General features: G+C 61.3%; 29 protein-coding genes. 9 read left to right on the forward strand and 20 right to left on the reverse strand.

Annotated elements, in window-relative coordinates; translation table 11 throughout:
• Positions 1–23 precede the first annotated feature (23 nt).
• The 4 genes from RPG13_RS28370 to RPG13_RS28385 all read right to left on the reverse strand — a co-directional run bounded on the left by RPG13_RS28370 (position 24) and on the right by RPG13_RS28385 (position 3,697).
• On the reverse strand, positions 24–1,829 hold the full coding sequence (locus tag RPG13_RS28370; protein WP_337126583.1) for an ATP-dependent nuclease: 1,806 nt from the start codon (positions 1,827–1,829) through the stop codon (positions 24–26).
• A gap of 85 nt (positions 1,830–1,914) precedes the next feature.
• Complete coding sequence (locus RPG13_RS28375) at positions 1,915–2,700, reverse strand: type I restriction enzyme HsdR N-terminal domain-containing protein (RefSeq protein WP_292548392.1); 786 nt, start codon at positions 2,698–2,700, stop codon at positions 1,915–1,917.
• A 142-nt stretch (positions 2,701–2,842) separates the two neighbouring features.
• Positions 2,843–3,307, reverse strand: coding sequence for a DUF6644 family protein (locus RPG13_RS28380; protein ID WP_337126584.1), 465 nt, complete (start codon positions 3,305–3,307; stop codon positions 2,843–2,845).
• A complete protein-coding gene (locus tag RPG13_RS28385; protein ID WP_337126585.1) occupies positions 3,308–3,697 on the reverse strand; it encodes a DUF6152 family protein in 390 nt (129 codons plus the stop codon). It abuts the gene before it with no gap.
• A 503-nt stretch (positions 3,698–4,200) separates the two neighbouring features.
• Between RPG13_RS28385 and RPG13_RS28390 the strand changes: the two genes are divergently transcribed.
• Positions 4,201–4,521, forward strand: coding sequence for a DUF1476 domain-containing protein (locus RPG13_RS28390; protein WP_126105334.1), 321 nt, complete (start codon positions 4,201–4,203; stop codon positions 4,519–4,521).
• Positions 4,522–4,644: 123 nt separating this feature from the next.
• Here the strand turns inward: RPG13_RS28390 and RPG13_RS28395 are convergent, their stop codons facing one another.
• From RPG13_RS28395 to RPG13_RS28405, 3 genes are all read right to left on the reverse strand, one after another.
• Positions 4,645–5,355, reverse strand: coding sequence for a DUF4142 domain-containing protein (locus tag RPG13_RS28395; RefSeq protein ID WP_337126586.1), 711 nt, complete (start codon positions 5,353–5,355; stop codon positions 4,645–4,647).
• Positions 5,356–5,485: 130 nt separating this feature from the next.
• A complete protein-coding gene (locus RPG13_RS28400; RefSeq protein ID WP_337126587.1) occupies positions 5,486–6,229 on the reverse strand; it encodes a DUF899 family protein in 744 nt (247 codons plus the stop codon).
• A 152-nt stretch (positions 6,230–6,381) separates the two neighbouring features.
• Positions 6,382–6,819, reverse strand: a complete 438-nt coding sequence (locus RPG13_RS28405; protein ID WP_337126588.1) for a lysozyme inhibitor LprI family protein — start codon at positions 6,817–6,819, stop codon at positions 6,382–6,384.
• A gap of 199 nt (positions 6,820–7,018) precedes the next feature.
• Here RPG13_RS28405 and RPG13_RS28410 point away from each other — a divergent pair, with 199 nt between their 5' ends.
• Positions 7,019–7,363: a hypothetical protein gene (locus RPG13_RS28410; protein ID WP_126105330.1), complete on the forward strand. Its 345-nt coding sequence runs from the start codon at positions 7,019–7,021 to the stop codon at positions 7,361–7,363.
• A gap of 30 nt (positions 7,364–7,393) precedes the next feature.
• Here RPG13_RS28410 and RPG13_RS28415 read toward each other — a convergent pair whose 3' ends face one another.
• Both RPG13_RS28415 and RPG13_RS28420 read right to left on the reverse strand, forming a co-directional pair.
• The gene (locus RPG13_RS28415; protein ID WP_337126589.1) at positions 7,394–7,882 is read right to left on the reverse strand and encodes a GNAT family N-acetyltransferase; all 489 of its coding nucleotides are present in this window, start codon (positions 7,880–7,882) and stop codon (positions 7,394–7,396) included.
• 5 nt (positions 7,883–7,887) lie between these two features.
• Positions 7,888–8,739, reverse strand: coding sequence for a lytic transglycosylase domain-containing protein (locus tag RPG13_RS28420; RefSeq protein ID WP_337126590.1), 852 nt, complete (start codon positions 8,737–8,739; stop codon positions 7,888–7,890).
• Positions 8,740–8,917: 178 nt separating this feature from the next.
• Here RPG13_RS28420 and RPG13_RS28425 point away from each other — a divergent pair, with 178 nt between their 5' ends.
• Positions 8,918–9,487 carry a methylated-DNA--[protein]-cysteine S-methyltransferase gene (locus RPG13_RS28425; RefSeq protein ID WP_337126591.1) on the forward strand — a complete coding sequence of 190 codons (570 nt, stop codon included), beginning with the start codon at positions 8,918–8,920 and terminating at the stop codon, positions 9,485–9,487.
• A 4-nt stretch (positions 9,488–9,491) separates the two neighbouring features.
• Here RPG13_RS28425 and RPG13_RS28430 read toward each other — a convergent pair whose 3' ends face one another.
• A complete protein-coding gene (locus RPG13_RS28430; protein WP_127294753.1) occupies positions 9,492–9,818 on the reverse strand; it encodes a hypothetical protein in 327 nt (108 codons plus the stop codon).
• A 332-nt stretch (positions 9,819–10,150) separates the two neighbouring features.
• On the opposite strand from RPG13_RS28430, the gene RPG13_RS28435 reads away from it, so the two are divergent.
• On the forward strand, positions 10,151–10,363 hold the full coding sequence (locus RPG13_RS28435; RefSeq protein ID WP_023678332.1) for a cold-shock protein: 213 nt from the start codon (positions 10,151–10,153) through the stop codon (positions 10,361–10,363).
• A 281-nt stretch (positions 10,364–10,644) separates the two neighbouring features.
• Positions 10,645–10,845, forward strand: coding sequence for a hypothetical protein (locus RPG13_RS28440; protein WP_337126592.1), 201 nt, complete (start codon positions 10,645–10,647; stop codon positions 10,843–10,845).
• Positions 10,846–10,978: 133 nt separating this feature from the next.
• Here RPG13_RS28440 and RPG13_RS28445 read toward each other — a convergent pair whose 3' ends face one another.
• The 3 genes from RPG13_RS28445 to RPG13_RS28455 all read right to left on the reverse strand — a co-directional run bounded on the left by RPG13_RS28445 (position 10,979) and on the right by RPG13_RS28455 (position 13,438).
• The gene (locus RPG13_RS28445; RefSeq protein ID WP_126105325.1) at positions 10,979–11,590 is read right to left on the reverse strand and encodes a glutathione S-transferase family protein; all 612 of its coding nucleotides are present in this window, start codon (positions 11,588–11,590) and stop codon (positions 10,979–10,981) included.
• A 103-nt stretch (positions 11,591–11,693) separates the two neighbouring features.
• Complete coding sequence (locus tag RPG13_RS28450; RefSeq protein ID WP_292224283.1) at positions 11,694–12,548, reverse strand: EAL domain-containing protein; 855 nt, start codon at positions 12,546–12,548, stop codon at positions 11,694–11,696.
• A complete protein-coding gene (locus RPG13_RS28455; protein WP_127294745.1) occupies positions 12,545–13,438 on the reverse strand; it encodes an EAL domain-containing protein in 894 nt (297 codons plus the stop codon). Before RPG13_RS28455 ends, RPG13_RS28450 begins: the two co-directional genes overlap by 4 nt.
• Positions 13,439–13,644: 206 nt before the next feature.
• Between RPG13_RS28455 and RPG13_RS28460 the strand changes: the two genes are divergently transcribed.
• The gene (locus RPG13_RS28460; protein WP_095489222.1) at positions 13,645–14,847 is read left to right on the forward strand and encodes a pyridoxal phosphate-dependent aminotransferase; all 1,203 of its coding nucleotides are present in this window, start codon (positions 13,645–13,647) and stop codon (positions 14,845–14,847) included.
• Positions 14,848–14,911: 64 nt separating this feature from the next.
• Here RPG13_RS28460 and RPG13_RS28465 read toward each other — a convergent pair whose 3' ends face one another.
• Both RPG13_RS28465 and RPG13_RS28470 read right to left on the reverse strand, forming a co-directional pair.
• Positions 14,912–16,429, reverse strand: a complete 1,518-nt coding sequence (locus RPG13_RS28465; protein WP_337126593.1) for an MFS transporter — start codon at positions 16,427–16,429, stop codon at positions 14,912–14,914.
• 81 nt (positions 16,430–16,510) lie between these two features.
• The gene (locus tag RPG13_RS28470) at positions 16,511–16,906 is read right to left on the reverse strand and encodes a (R)-mandelonitrile lyase (protein ID WP_127294741.1); all 396 of its coding nucleotides are present in this window, start codon (positions 16,904–16,906) and stop codon (positions 16,511–16,513) included.
• Positions 16,907–17,253: 347 nt separating this feature from the next.
• On the opposite strand from RPG13_RS28470, the gene RPG13_RS28475 reads away from it, so the two are divergent.
• Positions 17,254–19,305, forward strand: coding sequence for an elongation factor G (locus tag RPG13_RS28475; protein ID WP_292714820.1), 2,052 nt, complete (start codon positions 17,254–17,256; stop codon positions 19,303–19,305).
• A gap of 843 nt (positions 19,306–20,148) precedes the next feature.
• Complete coding sequence (locus RPG13_RS28480) at positions 20,149–20,649, forward strand: methyltransferase family protein (protein ID WP_292624076.1); 501 nt, start codon at positions 20,149–20,151, stop codon at positions 20,647–20,649.
• 52 nt (positions 20,650–20,701) lie between these two features.
• Here the strand turns inward: RPG13_RS28480 and RPG13_RS28485 are convergent, their stop codons facing one another.
• Both RPG13_RS28485 and trxB read right to left on the reverse strand, forming a co-directional pair.
• Positions 20,702–21,598 carry a LysR family transcriptional regulator gene (locus RPG13_RS28485; protein WP_126105318.1) on the reverse strand — a complete coding sequence of 299 codons (897 nt, stop codon included), beginning with the start codon at positions 21,596–21,598 and terminating at the stop codon, positions 20,702–20,704.
• Positions 21,599–21,671: 73 nt separating this feature from the next.
• Entirely contained in the window at positions 21,672–22,646 is a 975-nt protein-coding gene (trxB, locus tag RPG13_RS28490; RefSeq protein WP_128243264.1) for a thioredoxin-disulfide reductase, read from the reverse strand.
• Between the two features lie 259 nt (positions 22,647–22,905).
• Between trxB and RPG13_RS28495 the strand changes: the two genes are divergently transcribed.
• Positions 22,906–23,391: an Lrp/AsnC family transcriptional regulator gene (locus tag RPG13_RS28495; protein WP_292714825.1), complete on the forward strand. Its 486-nt coding sequence runs from the start codon at positions 22,906–22,908 to the stop codon at positions 23,389–23,391.
• On the opposite strand, the gene RPG13_RS28500 is transcribed toward RPG13_RS28495, so the two are convergent.
• The 3 genes from RPG13_RS28500 to rfaE1 are packed head-to-tail and all read right to left on the reverse strand — an operon-like array spanning position 23,388 to position 26,116.
• Positions 23,388–24,053 (reverse strand): D-glycero-alpha-D-manno-heptose-1,7-bisphosphate 7-phosphatase, encoded by a 666-nt coding sequence (locus RPG13_RS28500; protein ID WP_337126594.1) that lies wholly within the window; start codon positions 24,051–24,053, stop codon positions 23,388–23,390. The genes RPG13_RS28495 and RPG13_RS28500 overlap by 4 nt on opposite strands.
• Positions 24,046–24,618, reverse strand: coding sequence for a D-sedoheptulose-7-phosphate isomerase (locus tag RPG13_RS28505; RefSeq protein WP_095488895.1), 573 nt, complete (start codon positions 24,616–24,618; stop codon positions 24,046–24,048). Before RPG13_RS28505 ends, RPG13_RS28500 begins: the two co-directional genes overlap by 8 nt.
• A 7-nt stretch (positions 24,619–24,625) precedes the next feature.
• Positions 24,626–26,116 carry a D-glycero-beta-D-manno-heptose-7-phosphate kinase gene (rfaE1, locus tag RPG13_RS28510; RefSeq protein ID WP_337126595.1) on the reverse strand — a complete coding sequence of 497 codons (1,491 nt, stop codon included), beginning with the start codon at positions 26,114–26,116 and terminating at the stop codon, positions 24,626–24,628.
• Positions 26,117–26,202 lie beyond the last annotated feature (86 nt).

The raw sequence follows: 26,202 nt of genomic DNA on the forward strand, positions 1-26,202 counted from the left end.
TTTGGGTTCGGATACATAGCGATCTATTTCTCGTCGACCTCCTCATTAACGCCTGAGCTCGAAAAAACCGATATACCTTTAATGAGCTCTTTCATCTCAATTGAAATTTCCTCGTTTCGCAATGCGTCTATTATGGCAGTCGGCGTCACGCTTATTTTATATTCATCTTGCAGGGCCTGATTTACGGAACTTAGCGCATCCTTCCCAGGGATAAGCCCCATTCTCAAATCTGGGTTATCCCAAAATTTATCAAACTCATTCATTGCAGCCTCGCTCACCGTCGCGTCGTTCAAATTTGGAGAGTTCTGCCTTTCAAATCGCCGGCGATTAGAAAGAAATTGCCCAGCCACGTAGTTCTTTTTCTCCAATGAGAACTTATTCAGCACAGACTCCGCAATTGGGACATATGCCTTCGCGCTTCCACCGCGACGCAGCACCTCTGAAACTTTATTGGCCGCCGCTCTATCTATCGCGGCAGGGACTAGTAAAAAGTTCTCAATCTCTTTCCGGCGATGGAGCGTCACCAGTTCCGAAAACTTCCCACAAGCTTCCTTAATAGCGGTGCATTCATCTTCGCTTCGATAGTCCCGATCAAAAACGATCGCTGATGCTATCTTCCCACCTAGGGTCAACTCCATACCAGCCTTGATATTCTTTGCTCTCTCCGGATTAAAACCCTTCACAGGTATGACCGCAAAATTTCCGCGATTACCCACCTCCGCAAACCCAAGCTTGCTGGCAAATTTCCCGAGTATCTGGAAATCCTTTCCTTCAACAAATAGCGCTCGCCGCGTTTTCGCCAATTGAGTAAGGATAGGGTTCAAGTTGGACCCAAGAGACGAGAATACATCTCCCAATTGCGAAGGGTTTTTTACACGCTGCGCCTGCCGTCTTTTCTTGTTTATGACGACGATATCGTCTGCCTCCGCCTCAGTTATTATCTCAGTTGAATGGGTGGCAATAAGTATGTCGGGACCGATATTCCTTAATAACGTAAGCAACTGACGCTGAAGTTCAGAATGAAGATAAATGTCAGGCTCATCTATCAGGAATAGAGAGTTATTGCTGGACTGAATCAAATGAGTTAACATCTGGCACCAGACTTGAAATCCGAACCCAGCCCAAAAAATCTCCCTCGGAATTCTCGATTCCGGGCAAAACATATATAGTCTCGCGTTCTTGTGCGAATAGTCGACTATTGGCTTTTCGATATCCATACCAGGCCAAGTCCGACTCAGGACTTCGCGGAATTCGTCAAACTTCTCCGGATAGTGATACCAAATATTTCTAAAGTTTCTGGCGGATCTATAATTAAAAATGGCCAATCTAGCGGCCTCTTTTTCATATAGGACTTCATTATGGTCAACAGGACCCAATATAGGGACGAAACCGATCGGGCAATTAAAGTGTCTTGTAAATTCCTTTGGAGAATGGGGCGTCTTACCGTTATTGTTCGTTGCTATTAAATGGCAGGACCCAGCTTCAGGAAAAAATAGCAGAAGTTCGTTCTTGTTAGATAAACTAAATTTGATAGAAGCGGGCTGACTGTCATCATAGTTGTAAAAAATGTTTTCTTCAGCAATTGATATGGCGGCAAGATCCACAACATATCCATAAACCGACCCCTGAGGGCCACTTACGACTTCCGCCTTTCTTGATGTCGCTTTTCGCAAAGCAGAAGCCAATATCCTGAACGCAGCTAATATAGTTGATTTTCCGGCGTTATTAGGACCGACAAGTATATTAAAATTTCGAAGATTTATAATAAATTTCTCAAAAGCTTTAAAGTGGTTGAACTCCACTCGAGTGAATCGATGCAGGTCGATCATTTCGAAATCCATAATTACGGCTATAAATGGAGCGATCGCGGGATCGAAGTCTGTTGACCGACTTTACAGCCAACTTCGGGACGCCCTAGGTCAGTTCGGCGGTAGCTACCTTCGCAGCCTTGGTCTTCGCTCTTTCCAATTTATTCATGGCTTTTCGCATCCTAGCGAAGGCTTCCTTCGCCTTCTCACCTTCGATCGTGTCCCGCTTGATCACTTCATTCTCGACCAGTTGCGACAGGTTTTCGTTGCCAACCTTGATGTCAGGAAAGAGCTTCCGAATCTCCCGCCGCACCATTGAAATCACCGGCTCCGACCGGATGATCGCTGAAACGGTAAACTTGTTGAACAACTGCGCCTGTTGGTGAAAGGCGTCCATCGCGTCGATTGTCAGCCCTTCCTTGGCAAACAGGAACAGGCACTGCAAATGATCCTCATTCTTAGGATTCATGTCGGCAAAGACGATGCGGCACACTTCTTCATGGCTGATCTGATTTGCCACGTAAATCCGGACGAGCCGCCATTCGACCGCATTGGTCAGGATCACCCAGTGAATACCTTGATGAGCCCCGTAATCGATGACTTGTCTCAGATGATTGTCGGCTAGGCTGCTGCCGGCCGATTTCACTTCAACAAGCAATCGCAGCTTTCCTCCGATCTTAATCGCAAGATCGCAGTATGTCGCTTTGATCTGATGCTCCGACGTGAGTTCATCATATTTGTCGTAGCCAAACACCTCAGCCAGGATGTCCTTGATCAAGGTAACCGTGTCAGCTTCCGCCACATCGGACTTTTGCTGAGCCAAGGCAATCCGTTGATATTTCTTGAGATTTGATGCAATTCGTTCGACGAATTTCTTCGGCAATTTATTCAAGGACTCGCCCTCCCTATCCCCGGCGGGATTTGAGGACGAGTTTACTTGAAAGACAAGCGGAAATTGTCGCCTCTCCCCTACCGTGCCATCCCTGTCTGTATGCGAGTGAGACTGGCAGACATGTAAGGCAGCGCCGCTCGGCTCAGTTCAGAAAACCAATAAACCGTCCGGCGAAAAGCACGGACGTCCACAGCACCAGCGAAAGCACCGCCAGGATGGTGACGGTCCAACCGGCCGGCTCGTCACTGCCTTTCGCGCGACGCAAGAAGATGAGGAAGTTGGCGCCGGCGAGAAGGATAAGCGTCATCTTGGCGAGGAAAATCGGCATCGCCGCATATTCCCTAGCCCTTACTGAGAAGAGCAGCGAGCCCGTGACAAGCGCCCCAGTGAACGCGCTCAACGCCACACGACGCAGCAGCGCGAGGAACGGCGCCTGCGGCAGCGAGCGGAAGGCGCCCAGGATCGTGAGGTCCATGAGCCAGACGCTGGTCAGCAGCGCGCCGATCGACATGATGTGCAGCGCATTGACTATGGGGTAGGCGACGAATGAGGCCTTCAATGCCCGCACGAAGGCGAGTTGCTCGATGCCGGCGAGGAGCCCGTCCATTCAAGCCGGTGGCACGCGGTCGGGATAGACATCGTAGTTCTTGCCGCCGACGATGATCCGGACTGCCTTCATGCGCTTCTCGGTCTCGTCGAGCGAGCGGTTGCCGATCGCGGTCACCTCGTCGCCGATCTTGGCAACCTCCTCCGTGAAGCCGGCGGCAATGGTGCGGGACGGCGGCGCCATCTCCACCCGCCAGACCTCTCCCTCTGCGTCGACATCCAACGTGGCGTGCGGATTGCCGATATAGATGGCCGTGATCTTGCCCCGGAGCTCGAAAAACCCGTCCTGCGTCCACGACCAGCCGTGATGGGCATAGGCTGCGGTGGCTGCGGCAAGGATCACTGCCGCTGTCAGCGTGACGTTCCGAATCCCGTTGAAAGGTGACTGCATCGCTCGTCTCCTCGGACCATCCCGCCAGTATTCGAGAGTAGGTCGCCGCGCGGTAACGTCAAATCACATCGGTGCGAAGGCTGTCGGCCATGACCGCTATGGACCGTTCGCCCAGGCGCCGGCCGATCGATCGCCGACAGGCAATCGCTTCAGGTTGGCGCTGCCCCTCATTCCCTGCCGGGCATTTCTCCCCGTATAGTGACGGGGAGAAAGACGCTTTCGCAAAGGATTTCGCCAATCTCCAGCGATGCAGAAAACGTGCCGAGGTTGCGGCCAGCCTCTTCTCCCCGTCCCTATACGGGGAGAAGGTGCCGGCAGGCGGATGAGGGGCGGCACCGACATCGACAATTGGTCAGTCGAGCGCCAGTTTTGTCTGCAGCGATTGTCCCGCGGAATGAACGGTCCGGTCTTGCTTATGACGTATATGCACGCCATGTTCGGCCTGCCGCTCTTCTTCTCCATCGGATGAAGGTCGGAGACTTAACACCTGAACGAGGCAAACCATGAGCAGTATTAGAGACCGTCAGGAAGGCTTCGAAAAGAAGTTTGCGATGGACGAGGAGACGAAGTTCAAGGCCATGGCGCGCCGTAACAAGCTGCTCGGCCTATGGGCCGCCGAAAAGCTCGGCAAGACCGGCGAGGACGCCGACGCCTATGCGAAGGAGGTGGTGCGCGCGGACTTCGAAGAGGCCGGGGACGACGACGTGTTCCGCAAGATACGCGCCGATCTCGACGCAGCCGGCGTCGCCCAGTCGGACCATCAGATTCGCAGCGCCATGGCCGAACTGTTGGTGACTGCGGTCGAGCAGATCAAAACCAGCTGAGAGCAGCGCCAGCTTAAAGCGCATCGCGACGCGCTTTAAGTTCTTGTTTTATGCATGTCGTTATCCCAAAACCGCTGCGCACCCTCGGGTCAGGCCCGAGGGCATGCTTTTGGGCGACATGCACTAGCTGTGGGCGGCCACCAAATCCTTTATGCGCTCTTCGTGCATCCGCAGCGTCGGTAGCGTCTTCTTGGCGAATTCCTTCAGCGCCGGGTCTTCGCCCGACCGCGCATAGGTGGAAAACAGCGCCAATGCCTGCTTGTGCGCCTCGGTCTGCAGGACGATGTATTTCGCTTGGAATTCATCGCCGTCGAGGGTCTTTAGCTGGTCCAGCATCGCCTGGTCTTTCGGCAACAAAGCGGGGCCGCTCGGTGTCACCGAGGCCGTGGTCTGGCTCTGTTGTAGGGCTGCCTTGAAATCCTCAGCAGCCTTGGTGTGATCCTTGATCATCAGCGAGGCGAAATCCTTCACATCGGCGGCGACATTCTTTTGTTCGGCCAGCTTGCTGCTTTCAATCTCGAACCGGTTGGCGCTGGGGACCGTTTTGGAGAAGGTCTCGGTCTCGATCTTGGTTTCGCCGACAGCAGGTAGATCTGCCGGCGCGGTGGACTGGGCGAAGGCCGCCGGCGTTGCAGCAAGCAGGGCAAGTGCGGCAATGGCAAGATGCGGTCTCATTGGAACCTCCGGGGTTTCATGTGTCCTCGGAGTTCCAACGCGACTCAAGCGGCGAAGTTGCGCGGAGATTGGAGCGTCCTCCCTTCTCCCCCTGTGGGAGAAGGTGGCCTCGCGCAGCGAGGTCGGATGAGGGGTGTTCCAGCTTGGCGTTACGCCCACTCACAACCGCCCATCAACGCCGAGACGGCGCATATTTGCCAACGCCTCATTTCTTCCAACACCCCTCTACCGTCTCGGCGCTAACGCGCCGATCCACCTTCTCCCACAAGGGGAGAAGGGAAGGCCCGCCTCAGTGGCAGCACGCGCCGGCATACTGCAGCTGCTCGTCCCAGTTCGGCCGGCCCTCCGGCGTGAAATCCATCAGGTTCCACAAGGGCTCGCAAGTGCCGATGGCGCGCGGATCCTGGCCGGGTTCGGACGGCGCGAAGCCGAGCTCGGAACTCCAGAAATGGCAGATGCCGTCGGCATCGCGATGGAACACCGACAGCATCGGCAACTGCGCGCCATCGTCGGCCTCGGCGTGGTAGTCGCGCTTGAAGCTGTTGCCGGCCGAGGAGACCAGCCGCATGTTCGTCCAGCCGCGGTCGCGGCCAAGCGTGATCAGGTTTTCGAGCGCGGTCTTGCCCACCACGGCGAAATTGAAGCCGGCGGCCTCCAGATGGCCAATGGCGCCATCGAACTGGTCGAGCAGCGCCGTGCACGACGGACATGGCTGGTCGGCCCGCGCGAGCTTGGCCGTGCCGCCGCTCGTCGCCACGTCGCGCGTCTCCTGCGGATGGCGCGGAAACATCATCGAGTAGACGATCAGCGTGTCCTTGCCAGGCGAGAACAGCTCCGACAGTTTTATGCGGGCCGGCTTGGCATCGGCGCCAAGCCCGTCGAACACATAGTCCTCAGGCACCAGCCCGCCCGGCGGCAACGCACGACGGGCGACCGCCACATCCTCCATGGCGCGGCGCAGCTCGATCTCCTTCTGCAAAAGGGTTTCGCGGGCGGCGCGGTATTCCTGGGATTCGTTGGGAAAGCTGATCATCGTCATCTCCATCTGTGGGGATTTTGACGACGCGCGCCAAGGTTCCGGCAACGCGCCTTGCCTCTCAAGGACGCATGGCGAAGGACGGTTCCGACATTTTGCGCGCCTAGGTCGGCGATGAGGCCTTAATCGGACTTCGCTAAAGACAGACGTCACCGCGGCGGCACCGGGCAGCTCGTGTCGCCTTCCTGGCAGTTGAGGTAGCCCTGAAAATCCTTCAGCCGGTCGTTGGTGAGGCTCTCCTTGCAACCGGCGACCACCATCGGATACATGCTGCCGGCCATATCGGGCGGGCCGCCCTGGAAAGCGCATTCGGAATCGCGGAAGGCGACCCAGGCGCGCTGCGCGCCTACCAGCAGCTTCTTCGTCGCCGCATCGTCCTTCAGCCGCTCCTCGATCTGCCTGTAGGCGTAGTTGAGCTTCTTGTCGGCTTCGGTGAACGACTTGCCGGCGCATTCGTTCATGGTCGCCTGGTCCTGCGCGTTGGCGCAATCGTCGGCACGCGCCGCGTTGGCAAGCAGTGGAACGGCGAGGATCAAGGTGGCGAGACCGGTTTTGGCCAGACCCGTTTTGGAATGCAAAAGCCGCATCGTGTTTCTCCGATTTCGAAAGCTCCCGCTGTAACAAAGCTTAACCGTGAGACGAATACAGGCAAGACGCAGTCTGTCGCCTTGGTGGACAGTTCCTTTCAGGCCGGCTCCGACGGCTGCGAAGCAATAGTGTTGCGGGGACGGGATGCATCTCACCGCATTCTTCGTTCAGGACTATAAGTCCATATCGGAAAAAACCATGCGCGAAGCCGACAATGACGAAATCGACCTGTGCTGCCCGCAGATCGTCGCAGACAATGCCGCCATGGGCCTCAGGCTGCGCGGCATATTTGGCCGCGGCGGGACCGAGATCGGCGTGGCGCGGGCCACCCAGCTCAAGAATCGACAAAAGCTTTCGCCCTCCACCGTTCGGCGCATGGTCAGCTATTTCGCTCGCCATAAGGTCGACAAAAACGGCCGCAATTCCGGCAATGAGGAGGATCCGTCGGCCGGCTATATTGCCTGGCTTTTATGGGGTGGCGACGAGGGCCGCGCCTGGGCGCTCGGCGTCAAGCAGAAGATCGGCAACGCGCCCGACATCTGAACGGCAAACAAAGCAGGTTCGTCTCGGGCTCTAGCCCTCCCAGTCGACTTCGAACATCCCCAGCCGCTCGTAGAGCCTGACGGCGGCGGCATTCTCGACCGTGCTGGTTTTGAGATCGACATGCGCAGCGCCCCGTGCGTGAAAGGCGGCGAAGACGTGCCACATCAGCGCTTCGGCGATGCCTCGGCCGCGCGCCTCGGGGTGGACGGCAAGGTCTTTCACGAACGCCCTCGTCCAGCACAGTGCCGCGCCCGCCAGCCGACCCTTGCTGTCGATGACCAGGAAACACAAAGCGGGGTCGAATTCCGCGTCGCTTGAAATGCGCGGCCACCATTCGTCGAACGGCCCATCGGCGCCATCGTCGAACACGGTGGTCAGCAGCGCATGCAAAGCGAGCGCGTCGGCGGCCTCGAAGTCGCGCATGACGAAGCCTTCCGGCCAGCGCGGCGAAGCAAGCGTGTCGTCGAGGATCTTGCGCAGCCTTATGTCGTTTGGCGCCGGCGGGCGCGGCTCAGGCATGGTGGTCAGGCATCGGGCTGCAGGCGACGCCGAGCGCGGTCGCGGCCAAGGCCGGTTTCTGCCAGCATGCCTTTGCGCTTGGCGTCGTAATAATAGCCGCTCTGGTAGAGCCGGTCGGCGCGGTTGGCGTTGCCGCCGGCCACCAGCCAGGCGCCGCGCAGGTATTTCACCGCATATTTCAGATTGGTTTCGGCGTCGAACAGCCCGCTCGCCGGCCCGACATAGCCCATGCCGCGCGCCGTCGCATGCTTGATCTGCATCAGCCCCCAATGGCCGCGATTGTAGGCTTTGGGATTGAAGGTGCTCTCGCGCTTGACGACGCGGCGCACCAGATCGACCGGCACCTCATAAAGGGCGGCGTATTTCTCGATCAGTCGCTCGATCTCGCCGCGCGGTCCCGTCGCGTACTCCTTGGCAGGGCTGGTCGAAAGCAGGGCGGACGGATCTTCAGGCACGACATAGGCGGCCTGCTGCACGCCGGGCATCGTCTTGCTTGTTTCGCCAGTGACCGGCATGGCCACAGCGGCCGTCGCATGGACAGGTGGCGTGGCGTCGCCCGCCAAGGCCGCAGGCGCAGTTGCGGCCAGCGGGGTCGGGCCGGCAAAGGCAGCTGGCTGGGCAGGCGTTGCGGCGGGGTCGACAGCCAGCGCCGCCGTCTGGACAGGCGCGACGCCGGACGATTCCGGCAGCACCGAAACCATGTCGGGCAGCACCAGTGTAAAGCCGGCATCAGAGCCTGAGGCGGCGGTTTCAGTCAGGGAAGGCACCGGCTTCGTCTGCGAGGTCGAGGTGCAGCCGCTGAGGCCGGCCGCAGCGAGCATCACGCCGATCGCGGGAAAGATGATTTTTGCTGGCAAGCCGCGCTCGGGTCCGGTTCTCTGTTAAGAAAATCCTTACACCAGCGCCTTTGCCCCGGCAATCCGCAGCCTGTTGTGGACTTCGGATGGTTTTCGGGTGGCAACCGCCACCTGGAAATGCGATATCTCGTTCTCGATATGTACTGGATTCCCGTCCGTTATCGGAAAGGAGCACATCATGGAAAGCACATCTCAAGCCACCGCCGGCCACGCGGTCTTCGAAACCGTGATCGGCTTCATGGGCATCGCCTGGAGCGAAGCCGGACTGACAAGGCTCTGCCTGCCCCAGCGCAACCGCGACGCGGTGGAACGCCGGCTCTTGCATCATGCCGGCAGCGCCGCTTCAAGCGCCCAACCGCAATGGGTTGCCGAGCTGATCGCATCGATAAAGGCCTATGCAGCCGGCGAAGACGTCGATTTCTCCGGTGTGCCGGTCGATCTCACCGGCGTCGACGATTTCCGCCTCGCCATCTACGACGCGGCGCGCAAGCTCGCCTTCGGCGAGACCACCACCTATGGCGAACTGGCCAAGCGCGCCGGCCATGCCGGTCTGGCGCGCGAGACGGGCGGCGCACTCGGCGCCAACCCGGTGCCGCTGGTCATCCCTTGCCACCGCATTCTTGCCGCCGGCGGCAAGATCGGCGGTTTTTCCGCGCCGGGCGGCTCGACCACCAAGGAAAAGATGCTGGCGATGGAAGGCGTGCGCGTCGGCCCGCCGCCGCCCGCACAGGTCTCATTCGGCTTCTAGGGTGTTAGTTAGGAAAGATGCGCCGGCGGAAACGCCGATCAGTGTCCACCCGCTTGCATTTGTAGACGATACAGGACTTCGTGTCGGCGCTCGGCACCGACGCTCGTGCCCTGACCTCACCCATGTTGCAGAAACGCTGGCTCCGCACATAGCGGTCGTAGAGCGGCAGCCCCGGCGTGCGCGTCGACTGGTAACGCAGGATGACGGCACCTTCCCGCGCAATCGTCGCCTGCACCCCGTCGCAGCTCATGCGGCTCGGGTCATAGCGCGAGATCGCCTGCGCCTCGGCGGCCACCAGCATCAGGCAGGCGGCAAGCAGAACAGTTTTCATGGTCCTCTCCCAAAACAGGACCGGACGCTCGAAGGCGGCACGATCCTTCCCCGCAGCGTGCGCGATAAGCGATACGATCCTCCGCAACGCGCGACGTTACAAGGCTTTCACGCGATTGGGGCGGCCGTTGGGCAGCGCCGCGTCAGCGCCTTTTTTCGCGCAGTCTTGTTTTTTGCGGAGAAGCGGACTATATGAGGTCCATTGATATTTCGGCCGATCGATCCGGGCCTCGCGATATTCGCGTTTGCTGACGTCTATCTCCAAAATCTCGATACAAACCGGCTGGACTTCGGTTCGGTCAAGCTAAAGCAAACGTAATAAGGACTATCGAAATGGCAACAGGTACGGTCAAGTGGTTTAACTCCACCAAGGGTTTCGGCTTCATCCAGCCTGACAGCGGCGGCGCGGACGTTTTCGTGCACATCTCCGCAGTCGAGCGCGCTGGGCTGTCAACCCTGGTCGAAGGCCAGAAGATCAACTTCGAGATCGAGCAGGACCGCCGCACTGGCAAGTCGTCCGCTGGGTCTCTGAGCAAGGCAGCCTGATTTTGCGAATGGCGCGCGCCGGGCGACAGCTCGGGGCGCGCGGCAAGTCACGGATGTACTGACGGTCGCGCGAGAAGCGCACCGGAGCGGAAAGACCCCGACAAGCCGAAGCAGCAGATTGCTGCCGGCCCGGACCGAACGCTCCCGATCAGGCTACCAAGCATGGGAAGGCGGGATTTTGTCCCGCCTTTTTGCTGTGTGCTTTCCAGTGAACCGCTGCCTCGGCCCTATAACAGTACCCACTCGTGGTACTTTTAACCCACTTATGGTACCATTAATCCATGAGCAAGCTCGAACAGATCGAAAAATCCGTCGCCGAATTGAGCCCTGAAGAGCTGAAGGCGTTTGCCGCTTGGTTCGAGGCGCTGAAAGCGGACATGTGGGATCGGCAGATCGAAGCCGACGCCAAGGCTGGCAGGCTGGATAATCTTGCCGAGCAGGCCTTGGCTGACCATCGCGCCGGCCAGACCCGCTCCCTCTGAATCACACCCACTGCGCCTCACCCAATCCGAATACGCGTCGCGGCCGAAGGCCGCAAAGCCGACCGGGCGTCGCGCCTCGTGGCGCGCCCCGTCCGGAACGAGCCGCGAAGCGGCGACGAGCGTGAGGACAGAATTAAGGCAGCCATTCCATCGGTACGTGCCCCGGATCGGCCTCGACCCGTTTTAGCCAGGCCGCCACCGCCGGATAGGCGTCGAGCTGAAAACCGCCCATCTCGGCCGTATGCGTATAGGCGTAGAGCGCGATGTCGGCGACGCTCAATGTATCACCAGCAAAGAACGCACTGCCCGCCAGATGCTTGTTCATCACGCCGAGCGCCTTGTTGCCGCGCTCCAGCGTCACCGCCAGCCGCTCCGGAGTCGCGTCCTTGGCCCGTTCGGGAAAGGTCAGCAGCGCCTTGCGCACTGCGATATAGGGCTCGTGGCTGTACTGCTCGAAGAACAGCCACTGATAGGCCAGTGCGCGCTCGTATTTGTCGGCGGGCAGGAACCGCGTGTCTTCGGCGAGATAGAGCAGGATGGCGTTGGATTCGGCAAGCCGCCTGCCGTCGTCGAGCTCGAGCAGCGGCACCATGGCGTTCGGGTTCTTGGCGACGTAGTCGGGCTTGCGCGTGTCGCCGGTATGCGAGCTCACCTCGACATTGGTGAAGGCCATGCCGAGCTTGGCCATCAGAAGGCGCGGTTTGTAGCAATTGCCGCTGTCGATCATTCCATAAAGTATGGTCATCTTTGCTCCCATCGCTCGTGCAACGACAGCCCAGGCTCTATCCCGGTGTCAACGACTTGATCCAGTGATTTGTTTTGGCGCAACCATCAGCGCCGCTGATAGATCACCCAAACAACGGCACGACGTTGTTGTCCATGCCAAGCAGCCGGTCGATGGGCAGCGGCTCCTCGTCGAAGACCGTGCCGGCCAACACCGGCCGCGCCAGATGGTAACCCTGCAAAAGGTCGACGCCGCCGTCCAGCGCGACGCGCAAACGAGTGGCATTCTCGATTCCTTCGACCAGCACCTTGGTGCCGCGGTCGTGCAGCGCGGAGACCAGCGGCCGGAAAAATCGTTCGGCGGCGGCATGGCGACAGAATTCCGCAAACCAGGTGCCGTCGATCTTGACGATGTCAGGCCGGACAAGGGCGACCCGTTCTTCCGTCGAATGCCCGGTGCCGAAATCGTCGATGGCGATGCGAATGCCGTCACGCCGCATCTCGCGCACCAGGCTGACGAGCACCTTGTCGTCGGCTGCCTGCTCGGTGATCTCGCAGACCAGCATGCCGGGGTGCAGGTCGAACTCGGTGAGATGCCTGGTCATCAGCCTGATCTCAGCCAGCGCTCGCCCGGGGTCATCATTGATCAGCGGATTGTAGTTGAAGAACAGGTCGAGCCCGTCGACACCGATGTTGCGGAAGTTCCGGAGATGCAGCACCCGGCACATCGTCTCGACGAACAGGCGATCCGGCAGGGGCACGCCCTCGAAAAACACGGGTGGTGCGACCGACCTGCCGGCGCGGTGCGGCTCAATCAGGCCTTCGACCGCTACGGCCGTCAAAAACCTGCCGCGTGGCGCAAAAATCGGCTGGTAGGCGCTCCTCAGCCGGAACGCGCCATAGACGCCATATTCGATCCCGACCTCGTCGGCGAAGATCGCCTCACCGACATTGCGCCGCCTGTCGTGCCGTCCGGTCATGGCGCCACCTTGCGGCCGAAAGCCCGTTTCGGCCGCAGCGAGGACGATACAGTCGCAGGCGCATCGCCGGCATTGGACACTGCCGCGGGCATCTGCCTGTCCTTGCCGAAAACGTGAAAGCTGGTCGGCGCAAGCTCCGGGCGCGCCAGCGCGAATCCCTGCACCATCGAGGCTCCCGATTTCTCGGCCAATTCAAGCTGCCAGCCCTCCTCGATGCCCTCGAACACCGTGCGGATGCCTTGCTCTTCGAAACTTGCCACCATGGCGGTCAGCAGCGCGAAGCCGGCGCCGGACTCCATCAGTTGCATGATCCAGCGTGCGTCGAACTTGACGATATCAGGCCTGAGCTCCTTGATGCGGTTGATGTCGGACTCATCGGCACCATAGTCGTCGACGGCGATGCGAAACCCATTGGCCCTGAGCGCCTCGACGAAATTGTAGAGGGTTTCCTGCGACGCCGATTTCTGCTCGGTCACCTCGCAGACGACGCGGTTCGCATCGATATCAGCCTCATGCAGCACCAGCCGCATGTCGCGCAGCGCCTTGTCGGCGATGCTGCGATCGGTGAACACGGACGGGTCGAAATTGATGAAGATGGACGCCTCTGGCGGCAGGCTGGCACCGGCGTTCAGAAGGTGCAGCGTCCTTGTCAGCGCCTCGATATGCAGGCGGTCGACCGTCGGACAGGTGTTGAAAAAACTCATCGGCGACTGCGGCTCGCCATCGCGGAACGGCCGGATCAGCCCCTCGAATGCGGTGACCGACAATTTTCCGTTGCTGAAGGCGAAGATCGGCTGGAAAGCGCTCTGCAGCGTATGGGTGCCCCAGACACCGCTGGCGGTGCCGTCGTCATGACGGACGATATGGGCAAGCCCGATGCTGCGCGACACGGTTCCTCGCTTTGCGAGACTGGCGGAATGGGTCGTGATCCAGCCACTCGGGGTTTTACCGCCGGTAAGTGAATTTATTGTTGCCGGATTTGCCGGGGATTTGAGATCTGGCTCATCCGACAGTGCTTGCGCTTGGCGGAATGATGCGACATGAGATGCGCCGCGGTTGGATGGACCGCCTGCATCCCAAAGGAGACAATATCGTCATGGCCTTTCTTGCCGACGTCCTTTCCCGCGTTAAGCCTTCCGCGACCATCGCAGTGACGCAGAAAGCGCGCGAGCTGAAAAACGCCGGCCGTGACGTGATCGGGCTGGGTGCCGGCGAGCCGGACTTCGACACGCCGGACAACATCAAGAACGCAGCGATCGACGCCATCCGCCGCGGCGAAACGAAATATCCGCCGGTTTCCGGCATTGTGCCGCTGCGCGAGGCGATCGCGAAAAAATTCAAGCGCGAGAACAATCTCGACTACCGGCCGGAGCAGACCATCGTCGGCACCGGCGGCAAGCAGATCCTGTTCAATGCCTTCATGGCGACGCTGAACCCCGGCGACGAGGTCATCATACCGAGGCCGTACTGGGTCAGCTATCCCGAGATGGTGGCGATCTGCGGCGGCACCTCAGCCTTTGCCGACACCTCCATCGACAACGGCTTCAAGCTGACGGCGGCGGCGCTGGAAAAGGCGATCACACCGCGCACCAAATGGCTGTTGATGAACTCGCCGTCGAACCCTTCGGGCGCCGCCTATACCGAGGCTGAATTGCGCGATCTGGCCGACGTGCTGTTGAAGCATCCGCATGTCTGGGTGCTGACCGACGACATGTACGAGCACCTGATCTATGGCGACTTCGTCTTCAAGACCATCGCCGAGGTCGAGCCGAAGCTTTATGAGCGCACGCTGACCATGAACGGAGTGTCGAAGGCCTATGCCATGACCGGCTGGCGCATCGGCTATGCGGCCGGGCCGGTGGCGCTGATCAAGGCGATGGACATGATCCAGGGCCAGCAGACGTCCGGCGCCTGCACCATCGCGCAGTGGGCGTCGGTCGAGGCGCTGAACGGTCCGCAGGATTTCATTGCGAAAAACAAGGCGATCTTCCAGGCGCGGCGCGATCTCGTCGTGTCGATGCTCAACCAGGCGCGCGGCATCACATGCCCATCGCCCGAAGGCGCCTTCTATGTCTATCCGTCCTGCGCCAAGCTGATCGGCAAGAAGACCAAAGCCGGCAAGGTGATAGACAGCGACGAGACCTTCTGCTCGGAACTGATCGAGGCGGAGGGCGTGGCGGTCGTGTTCGGCTCGGCTTTTGGCCTCGGCCCGAACTTCCGCATCTCCTACGCCACATCCGAGGCGTTGCTCGAAGAGGCCTGCACGCGCATCCAGCGCTTCACCGCCTCGCTGACCTGATCAGGGCATCCCGAACGCCAAAACCCGGCCGCGAGCCGGGTTTTCGAGGCGATAGGCACCAGCCTCATCCCTGCTCATTGGTTTCGCGCGCCGAACGTGCCTCGGCCGGCGCCAGAATGGCGACCAGAAGCCCGGCCGTGACGAACGAGACGATGGCCGCCGTCAGCATCGCCGCATGGAAGCCGCCGGCATAGGCGGCTGCGAACAGAGCGCGCAGGCCGTCCTCTCCCATCGCCGCATCGGCTGCGAAATCGTGTCTTGAAACGGCGGCGCGAGCCACCGCTCCAGCATTGGCGACCCCAGCATTTTCAAGATGCCCCGTCAGCAGGGTTGCTGCCCGCATGCTCATCAGGGCGCCGAGCAGCGCGATGCCGATGGCGGTCCCGCTCTGGCGGGTTGCGTTGATCACCGCCGACACCATGCTCGACCGCTCGCGCGGCGCAAACGACATCGCGGCGGCGCTGCCGGTCGGGATCGACAGCGCGTTGCCGAGGCCGCCGACGGCAAACAGCAGGCCGATCGTCACATAGGGGCTTGAGGCTTCAACCCAGCACATGCCCAGCATGGAAAACCCGCTCGAAAGATAGCCGGCGGCCATCAGCGCCGAATGTCCGTAGCGCTGACTGAGCCCGCCGATCGCCGGCGACACGACCATCTGGACAAGGAACAGCGGCGCCATGCGCAAGCCGGTCTGTGTCGGCGACCAGCCCTGGGCCTGCTGCAGGAACATCGAATAAAGGAAGACGCCGGTGTAGGAGGTGAGGCCGAGCGCGAACGATGCGACATTGGCGACGGCAAAGCGAATGTCGCGAAACAGGCCAAGCGGCAGCATCGGCCGCGGCGTGCGCGCCTCGAAGGCAAGGAAGACTGCCAAGCCGGCCAGGCCGGCAACAACGGCCGCGACCGTCCGCGGATCGCCCCAACCGTTTTCACCTGCCGATATCAGGCCAAAGGTCAGCGCACCCAGCCACAGAATGCTGAGCGCCAGGCCGACAAGGTCGAGATGAGCATGCTCGGGGTGGGAAGTCTCTACGATCGAAGCTGCACCCAGCACGATCGTGGCCAAGCCGAGCGGCAGGTTGATCAGGAAAATGCTCTGCCATCCGGCGGCTTCGACCAGGATGCCGCCGACGACGGGGCCGGCGAGCAGCGAGATGGCGGCAAACGACGCCCAGCCGCCAATGACGCCGGCGCGCTCGCGGGCATCGGGAAACGCCTGCGTCAGGATCGACAGCGCGCCCGGAATGATCAGCGATCCGGCGATCCCCTGCACCACCCGGCCTGCCAGCAGCACCGGCAGGTTGGGCGCGATTGCACAGATGGCAGAACCAGCCACGAAGATGCCGATGCCTGCCAGCCAGGAGCGCTTGCGCCCGTAGCGGTCACCGATCAGGCCTGCCGACAGCATGAAGGCAGACAGGCAAAGCGTGTAGGCGTCGATCACCCATTGCAGCCCGGCGAAGTCGATGCCGAGCGCAATCTGGATCGTCGGCAGGGCGACATTGACGATGCTGATGTCGAGCAGCGCGACGAATGTGCCGAGATAGACGGCGGCAACAAGAGGCAAGCGACGATTCGACATGACGACTCCAAACCTAAGTGTTGAAATCACCTATAATGACCAGACGCGACGCGCTTTTAGGACCGATCAAAAGCGCCCGGCTCAGCCGCCATACTGCTCGTCCGTCACCTTCTCCAGCCAGTCGGCATGGACGCCGTCGAGCGCCTCCTGCATGGCGATATGCTCCATCGCCGATTTCGGGGCAGCGCCGTGCCAATGCTTTTCATCAGGCGCAAACGAGATAACGTCGCCGGCCCGGATCTCCTGTATCGGCCCGCCCCAGCTTTGCGCGAGGCCGGCGCCTGATACGACGTAGAGCGTCTGCCCAAGCGGATGCGTGTGCCAGTGGGTACGCGCGCCGGGCTCGAAACTGACCATGATGGCGCGCAGACGCGCCGGGGCTTCCTTCTCGATGATCGGCGTCTGCAACACACGGCCGGTGAAGTACTTTTCCGGCGCAATGACGGTCGGCACGCTGCCGCAGGCAATGATCTTCATCGTCGCGAATCCTCAAGCTGATGGCGGACCGGTCGGCGACGGCCGTTCCTTTTTTGCGGCAAGAAACGGGCACTTTCGTCCGATAACCATCATGGCGCAACCGCTTTTGCGGCTGTTCGGTGACGGCTCGGTCGCGGGATTTGATGGGGAACCTAGGCTCGCACCCGTCGGCCCCACCGATCACGGCTCAGCATCCGCGACGTCAGGCAGCCCTCAAATCCCTTGCCCTCCCGGCTAACCCGTGGGACGATGCTTTTGGGCAGGTGGCGAACTGAAAAAAAGCCCCGCCCGCGACGGTCGACAGGCCGGCCGCCGCTCCCAGGGAAACGCCTGAGTGGAGGTCAGTCATGGGAACTCGCGCCGGAGGACGACGCACGGGACCGAAATGCATTGCCATAGTCGGTCCCTTTGCAAGCGGTAAGACGACACTTCTCGAAGCCATATTAGCCCGCACGGGCGCCATTGCCCGCCAGAATCCCGTTTCCTCGGGAAACACCGTTTCCGACCATTCGCCCGAGGCACGCGCCCACGCCATGAGCGTCGAGGCAACCTTTGCCACCACCGAATTCATGGGCGAGCAACTCACTTTCGTCGATTGTCCCGGCTCCATCGAATTCTCCTTCGAGGCAGAGCCGGTGCTTGCCACCTGCGACATCGCGGTGGTCGTCGCCGAGGCCGACGAGAAGAAGATTCCTGCCCTGCAGCTGATCATGCGCAAGCTCGACGATCTCGGCGTGCCGCGCATCATGTTCCTCAACAAGGTCGACAAGGCGATATCAGGCGTGCGCGACACGCTGAAGATGCTGCAGCCGGCAAGCTCGGTGCCGTTGCTGCTTCGCCAGGTTCCGCTGCGGAAGAACGGCGTCGTCATCGGCTCGATCGATCTCGCTCTGGAGCGCGCCTACATCTATCGCGAATATGCCGAAAGCGAGGTGGCCGAGATTCCGGGCGACGACAAGGCGCGCGAGTTGGAGGCTCGCTTTTCCATGCTGGAGACGCTCGCCGATCATGATGACCAGTTGATGGAGCAGCTCCTCGAAGAGATTGAGCCGCCGAAGGACGCGATCTTCGACGATCTCGCCGCCGACCTGCGTGACGGCGCGGTCACCCCCGTGCTGATCGGCACTGCCGAGAAGGGCAACGGCGTGCTGCGCCTGTTGAAGACGATCCGCCACGATGCGCCCGACATCGAGGCGACCCGCAAGCGCCTTGGTGCACCGGACGGAAATGCGACCGTGGTCCAGGTGATGAAAACCATTCACACCGCGCATGGCGGCAAGCTGTCGGTCTCGCGCATCCTTTCCGGCCAGCTTGCCGACGCCTCCGAGCTCTTCCTTTCGAATGGCGCCACGGCAAAAGTCTCCGGCATCTACAGAATGCTCGGCAAGGATCAGTCCAAGCTCACCTCGGCCAAGGCCGGCGACACGGTCGCGCTCGGCAAGCTGGACGACGTCACGACCGGCCAGACGCTGAGTTCGGCCAAAGGCGGCATCAAGCCGCTGGTAACGCTGGCGCCGCCGCAACCGGTCTTTGCCTTCGCGCTGCGCCCGAAGGAACGCAAGGACGAGGTGAAGATGTCGGCGGCCATCCAGCGCCTTGCCGAGGAAGACCCCTCGCTCAGCCTGCGCCACAATCAGGATTCGGCCGAAACCGTGCTGTCGGGCCATGGCGAGATGCATCTGCGCGTCGTGCGCGAGCGGCTGGAAGGCAAGAACCAGATCCCGATCGAAGGCCATCCGCCGGCCGTGCCTTATCGCGAGACGATCCGCAAAACGGCGCAGCAGCGTGGCCGCCACAAGAAGCAGTCGGGCGGCCATGGCCAGTTCGGCGACGTCGTGATCGAGATCAAGCCGCTGCCGCGCGGCTCCGGCTTCCAGTTCACCGACACCATCACCGGCGGCGCCGTGCCGAAAACCTATATCCAGTCGGTCGAGACCGGCGTGCGTGATTATCTGAAATCCGGCCCGCTCGGCTTTCCGGTGGTCGATGTCGCCGTCAATCTGTCCGACGGCTCCTATCACGCCGTCGATTCATCAGACATGGCCTTCCAGATGGCGGCGAAGCTGGCAATGAAGGAAGGCATGGCGGCCTGCTCGCCAGTGCTGCTCGAACCGGTCATGAAGGTCGAGATCGTCACGCCGTCCGACGCGACGTCGAGGATTATCGCCCTGATCCCGCAACGGCGCGGCCAGATTCTCGGCTACGATGCGCGGCCTGGCTGGCCGGGATGGGATGTGGTCGAGGCGACCATGCCGCAGGCCGAGATCGGCGACCTGATCATCGAGTTGCGTTCGGCCACCGCAGGCGTGGCCAGCTATCGTGCCGCCTTCGACCATATGGCCGAACTCACCGGTCGCCTGGCCGACGAGGCGTTGAACGCCAATGGCAAGGCCGCCTGACACTGGATTTGGCGCCAGTATCGCAGGCTGCTGAACACAAGGAAACGGCGTCCGGAATGATCCGGACGCCGCTCTCTTGCGGACCGTCTTCGTGGGAGGCGAAACGGCAGGTCCGCCGCACATGCCGCCAGCGCCTGACGGCCTCAGCGGAAGAATGGTTCGGACGCGGTAGCCGCCTGAGCCCGGATCGTCCGAGTGATGCCCCCATCTCCCGCACGAACCACACCGCGTCCTATGATCTGCTTAGTCGATGCTGAGCGCCTGTGACAGGTTACCTGAGGTTACATGTCACTGTTACGTGACAATTTCGGTCGGCTTTCCCTCAGCGCCAGCAGGTTTCGGGCAACAAAAAAGCCGGATCAATGAAGATCCGGCTGAGTTTGATTGGAAGTGCCTGTCAGGGCTAACCTCCAGAGGGGAACACTCGAGGGCGCTAATGGGAGGAGAACGCGCCCAGGAGATGATCTATATATGTGCTCATCATGCCCAAGAAACAAGCATCTATTTTGCAACACACGCATGCAAAATGACACAGGCTGTGGTCTAACCCATTCCTTGCCTTCGTAGGACCAGCAAAATCGTCGAAATGCGATGCACAGTCAGGCAAAAATCATTGTCAAGCAGCGAATCAGAGCAGATTCTCAGCCCAGAACGCAGAAACAGCGAATGACGTCGAAGCAGGCAGCACGCGTTTATTTTTGCGGCAGCCTCGCATCGGCCCGAAAACCGGAATCGATTTTGCTGCGCTGACCTTCGGTTCGGAAACACGATGCGCAGATTCAAAGTGCTAGAGCGTACCTTGCGCGTCCAAGTGGAAGCACGTCGCCCTGGAAGGAGGCCTCAATGAGGACACCTTGGGCGATCGCCGGCAGCGCATTATTCTTCGTCGCAGCGCCCGGCGTGGTCGCGGGATTGCTGCCCTGGCTGTTGACCGATCGCTATCGTCTGCCATGGTCGACCCTGCCCGGCTTGGTCCCGGTCGGCTGGGTCGTGATTGTCGTCGCAGCGGCCCTGCTGCTTCATGCCTTCGCCCGTTTTGCTCTCGAAGGCCTGGGCACGCCCGCCCCGGTCGCGCCTACCGAACGGCTGGTCGTCGGCGGCATCTACCGCCATGTCCGCAACCCGATGTATCTGGCGGTGCTGTCGATCATCCTTGGCCAGGCGCTGCTGCTTTCGAGCTGGGCTCTGGTCGCCTATGCCACTATCGCCGCCATCGCCATGGTCTCGTTCGTGAAGCTCTACGAGGAACCGACGCTCGCCCGCCGCTACGGCGCCGACTACGAGGCCTACCGCCACGCCGTTCCAGGCTGGCTGCCCCGACTGACGCCATGGTGCGGCCAGTAGGAGATGATCGCCCGCGCTGCAAAGCGGGAGGCGATTTGCAGAAGGGATTAGTCTAGAACGACCAGCTGCGCGCCTTGGCGATGATGAAATCGCGGAAGACATGCAGTTTCGCCTGGTTCTTCATCGCATCGGGATAGGCGAAATAGGTGTCGAAGGACGGCACTTCGGTCTCCGGCAGCAACTGCACCAACCCTGAGTCCTTGCTGACCACATAGTCGGGCAGCATGGCGATGCCGGCGCCGCCCTGTACCGCGCGCTTGATCGACAATATGTCGTTGATCTGCAGCGTCGGCACCCTTTGCCCGCCTTCGAAATCGCCAACCGTTTCCAGCCAGTTCAATTCCGACAGATGCGCCGGCACCGGCACGCCGAAGGTGACGATGCGATGGGCCTTCAACTCGGCGATCGACGCCGGCTTGCCATACTTGTTGACGTAGGAGGGCGCCGCGTAGAGATGAAAATGCACGGTGAACAGGCGGCGCTGGATGAGATCAGGCTGCTGCGGCTGGCGCAGCCGGATCGCGCAGTCCGCCCGGCGCATGGTGAGGTCGAGTTCCTCGTTTGCCAGGATCAACTGCAGGCTGATCTCGGGATAGAGCTCGATGAATTCCTGCACGCGCTCCGTCAGCCAGCCGGCGCCAAGCCCCACCGTGGTCGTCACCCTGAGCACGCCGGAGGGCCGGTCCTTGGCCTCGGTCAGCCGCGACTTGATCGTCTCCAGCTTCATCAGCACGTCATGAGCCGTGCGGAACAGCATTTCACCCTGCTCGGTCAGCACCAAACCGCGGGCATGACGATTGAACAGCGGCACGCCGACATCATGTTCGAGCGCGCTGACCTGCCGTGAAATCGCCGATTGCGACAGATGCAGTGTCTCGGCGGCATGGGTAAATGACCCAGCTTCCGCGGCAGCGTGAAACACGCGTAGCTTGTCCCAGTCCAACGCCATGATGCCCCTCGTTCTGTTTTTTGGCGTCTGAATGAAAAATCAGGCTTTTGCGCGGCTTTTCTCGGCCGCTTCCTTACTCCGCTGCTTCGCGGTGAACTTCGATCCCGGCAAGGTACTTTTCCGCCTCGAGCGCCGCCATGCAGCCGAGCCCCGCCGCCGTCACCGCCTGGCGGTAGATGTCGTCGGTCACGTCGCCGGCGGCAAACACGCCCGGCACGTCGGTGCAGGTCGAATCCGGCGCCGTCCACAGATAGCCGTTCGGCTTCTGCTTCAGCTTGCCGGCGAACAGCTCGACCGCCGGCGCATGGCCGATCGCCACGAACACGCCGTCGACCGTCAGATGCATCTCCTGGCCGGTCACCACATTGCGCAGCTTCAGCCCTTCCACCGACGGCGGCAGCGGCATCTTGCCGGACTGGCCGGTGATCTCGTCGACGACGGTGTCCCAGATGACGCGGACATTGTCCTTCTTGAACAGCCGCTCACTCAGGATGCGCTCGGAGCGGAAGTCGCTGCGCCGATGGATGACCGTCACGCTCTTTGCCAGGTTGGACAGATAGAGCGCCTCCTCCACCGCCGAATTGCCACCGCCGATCACCGCAACATCCTTGCCGCGATAGAAGAAGCCGTCGCAGGTGGCGCAGGCCGACACGCCGAAGCCCATGAAGGTCTGTTCACTCGGGATGCCCAGCCATTTCGCCTGCGCGCCGGTGGCGATGATCAGGGCGTCGGCGGTATAGGTGGTGCCGGAATCGCCCTTGGCTCGGAACGGCCGCACATTGAGGTCGACCTCGGTGATGATGTCGTTGATGACGTCGGTGCCGACATGCTCGGCCTGCTTCAGCATTTGTTCCATCAGCCACGGACCCTGGATCGGATCGGCGAATCCCGGATAGTTTTCGACATCGGTGGTGATCATCAACTGACCGCCCTGCTGCAGACCGGCGACCAGCATCGGCTTCAGCATGGCGCGGGCGGCGTAGATTGCCGCCGTATAGCCGGCGGGACCGGAGCCGATGATGAGAACGGGCGCGTGCTTGGTGGTCATAGCAGGGCTTTCACAACAACCGGACGCGAATGAAGCGTCCGGCACAGGGATCGATATCGGCCCTAATCTAGGTGTTGCAGGCGACGCCAGCAAGACGACCTGGCCTTCGTCCCCGGAAAGCTTCGGCACAAACAGACGATCCATGAACATCTTGCGCAGTGACTGTCCGAAAATCACCGGCTGAAGGGATGGAATGGACACCGAAGTCGTTTAATTACAAGATCACGAAAGATTCTTGCGTGAAGCGCCGAAGGTATCCATGCCGCTCAAAGCCGATCTCGATGCCATCGACTGGAAGATCCTGCGCGAGCTTCAGCAAGACGGGCGCATGACCAATGTCGAGCTGTCCGGCCGGGTCGGCATTTCGGCGCCGCCATGCCTGCGCCGTGTCAGGCGACTGGAAGAGACCGGCATTATCCGCGGCTACCGCGCCTTGCTCAATGCGCCGGCGCTCGGCCTGGACGTCGTCGCCTTCTGCCTCATCGGCCTGCACCACCAGGCCGACGCGGAGCTGAAAACCTTCGCCGAACGCACCCGCGGTTGGCCGATCGTGCGCGACGCCTGGATGGTGTCGGGCGAATCCGATTTCCTGCTGCATTGCGTGGCGAGCGACCTCGGCACCTTCCAGACATTCGTAATCGAGGAACTGGCCTCGGCGCCGAATGTCGACACGGTGCGCACTGCACTGACCATCCGCCGGGTCAAGGACGAGGGCCTGGTGGCTTTCAGCGAAATAAGAACCTAATCCCCGCCGAGTCCAGCGATGGTCTCGCATAGTTTCCTATGGTCGCTGCCGGTCGTCAGCTTGCGGGTTGTGAAAGTACCGTCGCTAGAAGTCCGATTGAATCTGCCGTGCACCAACCAGCCCTCGCATAGCCCGGCTCGCCGTCCGGCTTCCATGTCATCAGCCTTGTCGCCGACGATTATCGATCGGCTGATATCCACGCCCAGCAGATCGCGGGCGCGCAGAAGCATTCCCGGATTGGGCTTCCGCATCGGATGATCACCTGCTGCCAGTTCACCCGTCCCGCTCGAATGGTAGGCACAGGCGAGCACCAGATCGATCCGGCAACCCTGCGCTTCGAGAAGCGCCAGCAGCCGAGCATTGACGGCGGCGAAATCCGGCCAGCCGAAATAACCGCGAGCTATGCCCGACTGGTTGGAGACCACGATCGCAGGAAGGCCTGCAATGTTGGCCGTTCGGATCACCGGCAGCATCTCCGGCCGCAGCACGATGTCAGCCGGATCGCTGGGATAGCCGCTATCGACATTGATGGTGCCGTCACGATCGAGGAACAGCGCCGGCGTGCCGGCTGGAAAGACCGAGGTATCGATCCGCTCGACCCACAGGCCCGGCTCTTCGAGCGGGTACGGATTCGACCTTACCACAGGGCCGATGTCAGCCATCGCAGAGGCGCGCTTCGACCATTTCGCACAGATGATGATAGAGGCACAGATGCCCCTGCTGGATGATCGGCGTCGAGGTCGAGGGCACGTTGAGCAGGATGTCGGAGAGCGGCTTGAGCTTGCCGCCGGTGTCGCCGGTCAGGCTGATCACCGTCATGTCCATCATGCGCGCCTGTTCGGCGGCGGCGAGGATGCTGGCCGAGTTGCCGCTGGTCGAGATGGCGAGCAGCACAGCACCCGCCGCGCCATGCGCCTCGACCTGGCGTGAAAACACCGTGTCGAAGCCGTAATCATTGCCCCAGGCGGTCAGCACCGCCGCATTGGCCGGCAGCGCGATCACGTTGTAGGCCTTGCGCTCCTTCAGGAAGCGGCCGACCAGTTCGCCGGCGATGTGGATTGCGTCGCTCGCCGAGCCGCCATTGCCGCAGATCAGCAGCGCCTTCCCTTGCGAAAGTGCGGCGACGACAGCGGTAACCGCCCGCTCCATCTCGCTGCTGAGGTCGCGCTCGACCATCGCGGTGATCGCGGCCGCCGAGCGGACCAGGTAATCGTTCAGTTCGGACATGAAACCCTCAGTTTGTACTGCCGGCGCGCAACTTGCCGATGGTGCCGGTGGTGCTCTTGCCGGCGACGAGATCGACCAGCACGACGCGGCCGCCCGCCTTCTGCACCACTTCGGCGCCGACCACCTGATCGATCGTATAATCGGCGCCCTTGACCAGTATGTCGGGCTTCAGCGCCTCGATCAGGCCGAGCGGCGTGTCTTCCTCGAAGACGACGACGGCATCGACCGAGGCAAGCGCCGCCAGCACGCAGGCGCGGTCATGCTCGTCGTTGACCGGGCGCCCCGGCCCTTTCAGCCGGCGCACCGAGGCATCGCTGTTGAGGCCGAGAACCAGCCGGTCGCACTGGCTGCGCGCCGCGTGCAAAAGGCTGACATGGCCAGCGTGAAGGATATCGAAACAGCCATTGGTGAAGCCGACGCTCAGGCCTTCGTCCTTCCACGTCGCCACCAGCCGGGCAGCGGCGGCGGCATCGAGGATTGCATCCTTGTGAGCAATCGGTCCGTGCGAGCGAAACAACGCGCCGGTGAGTTCCTCGACCGTCAGCCGCGCGGTACCGCGCTTTCCCACCACCACGCCACCCGCCGCATTGGCGATGGCGGCGGCCATGATGCGGTCGGCGCCCGCGGCAAGAGCCAACGCAAACGTCGCAATGACAGTGTCGCCGGCGCCGGAAACGTCGAACACTTCCCGCGCCTGCGTGGCGATGTGCCGGGCATCGTCCGCGCCGACGACGCTCATGCCTTTTTCGCTGCGCGTCGCGACGACGAAACCGAAGCCATGTGCCGAGATCAACTCACGCGCCGCGGCCACGATCTCGTCATCGGCAAATACCGCGCGTCCGACCGCTTCGCCAAGTTCCTTGCGATTGGGCGTGATCGCCGTCGCCCCGGCATAGCACGCATAGTCGCGGCCCTTGGGATCGACCAGCACCGGCTTTCCCGCTTCGCGGCAGATCGAGATCAGTTCGGCGGCGACGCCGTCGAGCAACATGCCCTTGCCGTAGTCGGACAGGATGACGATGTCGGCTTGCACGAGCGCGGTGCGGAAATACCGGACCAGTGTCGCCCGCTCTGCGTCGCCCAGCGGCTTGATTTCCTCTTCGTCGAAGCGCAGCACCTGCTGGTTGAGCGCGCTGAACCGGCTTTTCGAAGACGTCATGCGGTTCGCGTCCTGTGCGAGGCCGCCGGTGTCGACACCAAGCTCGGCGAGCATGCGCATGAGATTGTCGCCGGCCTGATCGTCGCCGATCACCGAGACTGGTATCGCGGCAGCGCCGAGCGAGACGATGTTGGAGACGACATTGCCGGCGCCGCCCATCGCCGACGTTTCGCCGCGCCCGCGCAGCACCGGAATAGGCGCTTCAGGCGAAATCCGCTCGATGACGCCGTTGACGAAACGGTCGAGGATGAAGTCGCCGACCACCAGCACGGTGACGCCGCTGAACCGCGAGATGGCGCGGTGAAGGGGTTCGGGAGAAGGCAGGTATTGCTCGCTCATGTCATCCGCGACGTGCAATGGGAACCGGTCCCGGTGCTGCGAAAGCACTGGACTGGCAGGGCTGGTCGTTCATGGCGAAGCCGATA

Source organism: Mesorhizobium sp. ISC15 (assembly GCF_037162615.1).
Lineage (GTDB): Bacteria > Pseudomonadota > Alphaproteobacteria > Rhizobiales > Rhizobiaceae > Mesorhizobium > Mesorhizobium mediterraneum.

Bases quoted from the DNA above. Each gene is read 5' to 3' on its own strand.
- RPG13_RS28380 (WP_337126584.1), bottom strand. From the start codon at position 3,307: ATGGACGGGCTCCTCGCCGGCATCGAGCAACTCGCCTTCGTGCGGGCA.
- RPG13_RS28485 (WP_126105318.1), bottom strand. From the start codon at position 21,598: ATGGCGTTGGACTGGGACAAGCTACGCGTGTTTCACGCTGCCGCGGAA.
- RPG13_RS28425 (WP_337126591.1), top strand. From the start codon at position 8,918: ATGGAAAGCACATCTCAAGCCACCGCCGGCCACGCGGTCTTCGAAACC.
- RPG13_RS28460 (WP_095489222.1), top strand. From the start codon at position 13,645: ATGGCCTTTCTTGCCGACGTCCTTTCCCGCGTTAAGCCTTCCGCGACC.
- RPG13_RS28475 (WP_292714820.1), top strand. From the start codon at position 17,254: ATGGGAACTCGCGCCGGAGGACGACGCACGGGACCGAAATGCATTGCC.
- RPG13_RS28470 (WP_127294741.1), bottom strand. From the start codon at position 16,906: ATGAAGATCATTGCCTGCGGCAGCGTGCCGACCGTCATTGCGCCGGAA.
- RPG13_RS28435 (WP_023678332.1), top strand. From the start codon at position 10,151: ATGGCAACAGGTACGGTCAAGTGGTTTAACTCCACCAAGGGTTTCGGC.
- RPG13_RS28430 (WP_127294753.1), bottom strand. From the start codon at position 9,818: ATGAAAACTGTTCTGCTTGCCGCCTGCCTGATGCTGGTGGCCGCCGAG.
- RPG13_RS28415 (WP_337126589.1), bottom strand. From the start codon at position 7,882: ATGCCTGAGCCGCGCCCGCCGGCGCCAAACGACATAAGGCTGCGCAAG.
- RPG13_RS28450 (WP_292224283.1), bottom strand. From the start codon at position 12,548: ATGACCGGACGGCACGACAGGCGGCGCAATGTCGGTGAGGCGATCTTC.
- RPG13_RS28495 (WP_292714825.1), top strand. From the start codon at position 22,906: ATGCCGCTCAAAGCCGATCTCGATGCCATCGACTGGAAGATCCTGCGC.
- RPG13_RS28480 (WP_292624076.1), top strand. From the start codon at position 20,149: ATGAGGACACCTTGGGCGATCGCCGGCAGCGCATTATTCTTCGTCGCA.
- trxB (WP_128243264.1), bottom strand. From the start codon at position 22,646: ATGACCACCAAGCACGCGCCCGTTCTCATCATCGGCTCCGGTCCCGCC.
- RPG13_RS28500 (WP_337126594.1), bottom strand. From the start codon at position 24,053: ATGGCTGACATCGGCCCTGTGGTAAGGTCGAATCCGTACCCGCTCGAA.
- RPG13_RS28410 (WP_126105330.1), top strand. From the start codon at position 7,019: ATGCGCGAAGCCGACAATGACGAAATCGACCTGTGCTGCCCGCAGATC.
- RPG13_RS28505 (WP_095488895.1), bottom strand. From the start codon at position 24,618: ATGTCCGAACTGAACGATTACCTGGTCCGCTCGGCGGCCGCGATCACC.
- rfaE1 (WP_337126595.1), bottom strand. From the start codon at position 26,116: ATGAGCGAGCAATACCTGCCTTCTCCCGAACCCCTTCACCGCGCCATC.
- RPG13_RS28390 (WP_126105334.1), top strand. From the start codon at position 4,201: ATGAGCAGTATTAGAGACCGTCAGGAAGGCTTCGAAAAGAAGTTTGCG.
- RPG13_RS28385 (WP_337126585.1), bottom strand. From the start codon at position 3,697: ATGCAGTCACCTTTCAACGGGATTCGGAACGTCACGCTGACAGCGGCA.
- RPG13_RS28465 (WP_337126593.1), bottom strand. From the start codon at position 16,429: ATGTCGAATCGTCGCTTGCCTCTTGTTGCCGCCGTCTATCTCGGCACA.
- RPG13_RS28400 (WP_337126587.1), bottom strand. From the start codon at position 6,229: ATGATCAGCTTTCCCAACGAATCCCAGGAATACCGCGCCGCCCGCGAA.
- RPG13_RS28370 (WP_337126583.1), bottom strand. From the start codon at position 1,829: ATGATCGACCTGCATCGATTCACTCGAGTGGAGTTCAACCACTTTAAA.
- RPG13_RS28405 (WP_337126588.1), bottom strand. From the start codon at position 6,819: ATGCGGCTTTTGCATTCCAAAACGGGTCTGGCCAAAACCGGTCTCGCC.
- RPG13_RS28440 (WP_337126592.1), top strand. From the start codon at position 10,645: ATGAGCAAGCTCGAACAGATCGAAAAATCCGTCGCCGAATTGAGCCCT.
- RPG13_RS28445 (WP_126105325.1), bottom strand. From the start codon at position 11,590: ATGACCATACTTTATGGAATGATCGACAGCGGCAATTGCTACAAACCG.